At 48.5% G+C, this 5,304-nt stretch carries 8 protein-coding genes, 1 tRNA gene and 1 pseudogene; 4 read left to right on the forward strand and 6 right to left on the reverse strand.

Translation table 11 applies throughout. The features are described 5' to 3' along the window. Positions 1 to 12: 12 nt before the first annotated feature. Positions 13 to 492: a hypothetical protein gene (locus tag FP827_02635; protein ID MBA3051979.1), complete on the reverse strand. Its 480-nt coding sequence runs from the start codon at positions 490 to 492 to the stop codon at positions 13 to 15. A 177-nt stretch (positions 493 to 669) separates the two neighbouring features. On the opposite strand from FP827_02635, the gene FP827_02640 reads away from it, so the two are divergent. Next, entirely contained in the window at positions 670 to 1,113 is a 444-nt protein-coding gene (locus FP827_02640; protein ID MBA3051980.1) for a nucleoside deaminase, read from the forward strand. Positions 1,114 to 1,141: 28 nt separating this feature from the next. On the opposite strand, the pseudogene FP827_02645 reads toward FP827_02640, so the two are convergent. Further along, positions 1,142 to 1,210, reverse strand: a pseudogene (locus FP827_02645) (YjbQ family protein). A gap of 179 nt (positions 1,211 to 1,389) precedes the next feature. Between FP827_02645 and FP827_02650 the strand changes: the two are divergent. Beyond that, a complete protein-coding gene (locus tag FP827_02650) occupies positions 1,390 to 1,677 on the forward strand; it encodes a BrnT family toxin (GenBank protein MBA3051981.1) in 288 nt (95 codons plus the stop codon). Further along, complete coding sequence (locus FP827_02655) at positions 1,658 to 1,897, forward strand: CopG family transcriptional regulator (GenBank protein MBA3051982.1); 240 nt, start codon at positions 1,658 to 1,660, stop codon at positions 1,895 to 1,897. The genes FP827_02650 and FP827_02655 overlap by 20 nt, the downstream gene beginning before the upstream one ends. 7 nt (positions 1,898 to 1,904) lie before the next feature. On the opposite strand, the gene FP827_02660 is transcribed toward FP827_02655, so the two are convergent. Beyond that, a complete protein-coding gene (locus tag FP827_02660; protein ID MBA3051983.1) occupies positions 1,905 to 2,885 on the reverse strand; it encodes a hypothetical protein in 981 nt (326 codons plus the stop codon). Between the two features lie 33 nt (positions 2,886 to 2,918). Continuing rightward, positions 2,919 to 3,584, reverse strand: coding sequence for a small multi-drug export protein (locus FP827_02665; protein MBA3051984.1), 666 nt, complete (start codon positions 3,582 to 3,584; stop codon positions 2,919 to 2,921). Between the two features lie 118 nt (positions 3,585 to 3,702). Between FP827_02665 and FP827_02670 the strand changes: the two genes are divergently transcribed. Further along, on the forward strand, positions 3,703 to 4,872 hold the full coding sequence (locus FP827_02670; GenBank protein MBA3051985.1) for a 3-phosphoglycerate dehydrogenase: 1,170 nt from the start codon (positions 3,703 to 3,705) through the stop codon (positions 4,870 to 4,872). Positions 4,873 to 4,884: 12 nt separating this feature from the next. Here the strand turns inward: FP827_02670 and FP827_02675 are convergent. Then, positions 4,885 to 4,958 (reverse strand) — tRNA-Gln (locus FP827_02675). A gap of 67 nt (positions 4,959 to 5,025) precedes the next feature. Further along, a partial coding sequence (locus FP827_02680) for a hypothetical protein (protein MBA3051986.1) occupies positions 5,026 to 5,304 on the reverse strand: 279 nt, incomplete at its 5' end.

A 5,304-nucleotide genomic window follows, 5' to 3' on the forward strand; every position in this document is an offset into this window, starting at 1 on the left:
ACAGATGCCTGCCTAGAAATGATATCTGATGCCAAGTCCTGAATTTATATCAAAATCCGAATCCGGCGCTATAATAAAGACAGGAACGATTTCGAAAAAAATATCAACCTTGCCGCCTTTAAATATATAGTCAAGTCCTACCGGGATACGAACACCGGTCCTAAAATCGTCAGAAGCAGCTGATGTATCATGCCTAAGTCTAAATTTCCCGCCAACACCATAATAAAGGGGAAGTTTACCTTCCTCTACCTTGATCAGATTGAAATTATGAATAAGATAATCAGCATGAAAATATAGATTATCATTGTTATCTCTTCCGGTTGACCACGCTAAAGCGCCATCAATCGCCGTGGTGTCTCCTGTCCACAACTTAGCGCTTAATCCCGTGGGCTCACCTAAAATAACTCCCAATTCGTAATCCCCTGTCTGCGCTGATGCATTGCCGCAAAGCAATACTGCGGCCAAACTTACAAATACCATTAACTTTCTCATAATCTCGCCTTCCTTTTTTTATTTATGTTGTCTGACATTGTTCCTCTCTGTATTAAATCGCTGAGACCGCCTATCCTTTTAACAACATACTGTATTATACAATATTTTCAGATTAAAAGAGCAACACGATACTGTTTTCTTTTACACACGCGGCTGAGATTTTGTATAATTCATTCTATGAACGATTTCATGAAAGCCGCGGTTGACGAAGCAAGGAAAGGCCTGGCCGAAGGGGGAATACCCATAGGCGCGGTGCTGGTCAAGGACGGCGAGATAATATCAAGGGGCCATAACCGCAGGGTGCAGGACGGGGATCCCCTCGCCCACGCCGAGATCGTGTGCATGCGCAACGCCGGCCGCAAAGCGTCATTTGAGGGCGCCCAGCTATACTGCACACTGATGCCCTGCTACCTGTGCGCGGGGGCCATCGTCACATTCGGCATATCCAAGTGCATCGTCGGGGAAAGACGGAATTATCAGGGAGATGTGAAATTCCTCACCGACCACGGTACGGAATTCATAGACCTTGATTTTGCGCTCTGCTACGAGATGATGTCCGGCTGGATAGCCAAAAACCCCGGCCTCTGGAAAGAAGACAGCGGAAAGCGCTACAGCGTTTAATCTTTAAAAGCGCCCTGAACAGTCGGCGCTATTCGCCTATTATCTTGATGAGCACCCTCTTTTTTCTGCGGCCGTCGAACTCGCCGTAAAAGATTTCATAAATCCTCCCTGTTCCCGATAAAGAGCAAACAGTTTTATTTTATCAGATATGCCGGCGATTTAAAAATTCGCACAGCGCCTTTGATATGCCGCTTCACCGGCTTAAATTTCAGACTATTCAACTTCACGGCGCCTTGACAAAATGAATTTTCTATGTACAATTGTATTGATAAAAATATGGAAACCATCCTTGGCAGCTTTATATGGGATACGACAAAAGAAAAAGTCAATATCCGCAAACACAGGGTTGATTTTCGAACGGCTGCAACGGTGTTTAAAGACCCCAAAAGAAAAATTTTTGTGGACGAGAAACACAGTCGGAAAGAAGAAAGATATTTTTGCATTGGAAAAGTGAATGAGCGAATTTTAACCGTTAGATTTACGTTCCGGCGCAGGAAGATCAGAATATTTGGCGCAGGTTATTGGAGAAAGGAGGCAAAATACTATGAAAAACAAGGCAGCTGATTCAGACAGGCCTTTTGGAAAATTAACCAGAATTAAAGATTTTCTACCGCCCCCCTATAAATTGGTTATTCCCGAAGAAACCAGCAAGGTGACCATTTGCCTGAAGAAATCAGATGTGGCTTTTTTTAAGCGCATGGCAAAACAATATCACACTAAGTACCAGAAAATGATACGCGAATTGGTGAGCAAATACACGGAACAATACTCACAGACAATCTGAAGCCGGATCAGCGGCCGAACTGTATTTCCAGACGGAAGGTGATAGAGGCCACGGGCGAATAGGCGCCGAAGTCATCCCGCGGCCAGTCGTTCGCGGGCTCTATCTCATAAAAAACCCAGCCCTTATAAAAATTGCGCCGGAAGCGCACGCTCGCCCTGTAATTCTCGACGATGAGCCTCCTGTCGGACACCCCCGACATGCCCAGGGTGTATGACAGAGCGTTCCTCGCTGATATCTGCTGCTGGAAGCCGATGTAGCTCTCCCAGTTATAGTCGACATCGGGTGCCTCGAAAACAACGGCGTTGCCCCAGCGCAGGATATTGCTTTCGGAAAACAATCTCTCCACGCCAAGCTGCAGAGTTTTTCTCCAGCCCTCGTGGTGCTTCACCCGGGCCTGGCCGCTGAAGCGGATCTGCGAGACTTCCGTTAAAGGAAAAAGATGCCTGTAGTACACGCGCACATAGGGTGAAAGCGGGGTTTCGGCCTTCATGCCCGATCCGAAATGCAGTCTGGAGAGCATCGTATCAAGGACATTATATCTCAGTCCGACATCGGCGCGGTCGGCGTCCGTCGCATTCCTGACGCCGGTTTTCACAAGCTCGCCGGTGGTGACAGGCACAGCGTCCTCGTTCTCGTCACTGATGATCAGCTTCAGCTTTTTGCTCGCTTTCGGCAGACGTATGCTCGCGTGCAGAAAGGTGCGCATATAGGTCTGTCCGCCTTCCGAGAATCTCAGATCACTGCGCAGCCTGATCTTTGATCTGGCCGGCACTTCCTCGAGCGCTCTTTCGTCGCTGAAAAAGTCATCAAACCACGCGACGGGAGCATACAGGCCTTCTGATATGAAATCATGAGTGTTATCCCAGAAACGCAGCCGTTCGATAAAAGTCTCCTCTTCTCGCGGCGGTTCAGCAGCCCGCGCTATGTGGGGATATGCGCATAGAAAAATAAATAAAATCAGACAACGGTGTAGTTTTAATGTCTTCATAAGGTCAAATCACTGATACAGCTCAACATAAACTTACAAGCCTGTTTCCCGGCTTTTTTTCAACACAAAACGAACAGCGGCGGCCATCACGGCCAGGGATAGAAATATGAAAAAAGGTATGAAGGGATTAAAAATTATCGTGGAGTTTTGGATATTCCATATTAAAAGCGCCCAGCAGGCTATTGCGAGAGATGTCCCTCCCAGAACCACTGTCAGGTTCAACCACATCGGTATGCCGAGCAGATAGCCGATCACACATCCCACAGCGGGCCCGGTCATGTGAAAGGGTATCCATACAAAAACAAAAAGCCCCGGCACGCCGTATCTACTGACGATTTTATGATTCTTCTCGGCAGCTTCCCTGATTTTTGTCAACAGTTTACCGAACACTTTAACCACCATGAGGCGCTGCAGGCTGAAAACAAACAGCGGATATACTATCAGAACGATGATTACTTCGATAAGTAAGGTGACAGGTATGACTATAATATGAGGGAGATGCATTGCGTAGCCGAAAGATATACAGGGGGCTCTGCCGAAAAAGATATTTGTCACAGTCATCGTGGCCAGCAGACGGAAATATTTGAATGAGAACAGGCCCGACAGTCCCAGCGCGATGATATATGCGGCCGCAAGCAATAAACCCGTCAACAGCACCCTGCCCTCCGGGCTTCTTCTAATATTTTCGTTTTCTAACATTTGCGTCTCCACAGGTAAACTGCCTTTTATTATAACAAATGTTCAAAAAATTCAATCCGTATTATTGATTTAAGCGGGCGAATTTGAGATTATTGGGTTATTCGTCAAGGAGGATGATATGTATAAAATTTTAACGCTCAATAAGATCGCGGAAGAAGGCCTGTCTGTTTTACCGGCCAACAGCTATGAAACAGGAGACAGCGTCAAGAATCCCGACGCGATAATCCTGCGTAGTTTCAAAATGCACGATATGGAACTGCCCGGATCTCTTCTGGCCGTAGGCCGCGCGGGTTCGGGGGTCAACAACATCCCCCTTGATGCCTGCTCTGAAAAAGGGATAGTCGTCTTCAACACCCCCGGCGCAAACGCCAACGCCGTGAAAGAACTCTGCATAGCGGGCCTGCTGCTCGCCTCACGCGATATCGCCGGCGGCATAGCTTACGCCCAAAGCCTCAGGGGCAAAGGCGAAGAAGTGTGCGCTCTCGTTGAGAAAAACAAAAAACAGTTCGCGGGTTCTGAGATCGCCGGCAAGACCCTCGGCGTAGTGGGCCTCGGAAAAATAGGCGTGATGGTGGCAAACAGCGCCCATGAGCTCGGCATGAAAGTGATAGGGTGCGACCCGTTTATTTCCGTGGAATCGGCGTGGGGCCTCTCCCGCGATGTACGGCGGGCGAAACAGCTGGATCAGATGCTTTCCGAGGCGGATTATATAACGCTGCACATGCCTCTCAACAGCTCAACGCGCGGCCTGATAAGCAAAGAGAAATTCGGCCTTATGAAAAAAGGCGTAAAGCTCCTTAATTTTTCGCGGGGCGAAATCGTCGACACGGCGGCTCTGGCGGAAGCGCTTGAAAGCGGACAGGCCGGGCGATATGTCACGGATTTTCCCGACGATAAAGTTCTTAGTATGAAAAACGTCATAGCCATACCGCACCTGGGGGCTTCTACCGCCGAGGCCGAAAACAACTGCGCCGTTATGGCGGCCTCCCAGATCAGGGATTTCCTGGAGGCGGGCAACATCAAAAATTCGGTCAACTATCCCGATTGCGAGCTCGAGCCGACTTCTAACTTAAGATTGCTGGTGAAGAACAAAAATATCCCTAACATGGTCGGCCAGATATCCTCTATTCTGGCTAAGGCCGGCATAAACATCGTCGAGATGCTGAACAAAAGCAAAGGCGATTACGCCTACTGCATCATTGATATATCGGAGAAGCCCGGCGATAAGATCATCGCGGATATTATGAACATAGACGGCATCATCAGAACCCGCCTCATCCGTAAATAAAAACAAAAACTATGGCTGCGGGGGGAGGAATCGAACCTCCACGGACGGCTTCAAAGACCGTTGTCCTACCATTAGACCACCCCGCAAATTTATGTGAGAACGGCAGTCTGTCCTGCGCCGTTTCACCTGCCTGTCGGTAGGCAGGAATGAAAATTATTTTTGTTCAGAAACAACGGGCTCCCCGGGCTGAGTGATATCCGCGGCGATGGCATCACCTGATGACGGAGCGGGCGGCTGGACCTCGGCGGCCTTTTCGGCGGCAACCTGTTTATATTTTTCTATAATGACCCTATCCAGGCGCTGTCTCATCTCAGTGGTTATGGGATGAGCCACGTCCTGATATTTACCGTCTTTTCTTTTCTTGGAGGGCATGGATACAAAAAAACCGTTGTTCCCGTCCAGCACTCTTATGTTGTGCACAACAAAAGACGC

Source organism: Candidatus Omnitrophota bacterium, from assembly GCA_013791745.1.
Taxonomy (GTDB): Bacteria; CG03; CG03; order CG03; family CG03; genus CG03.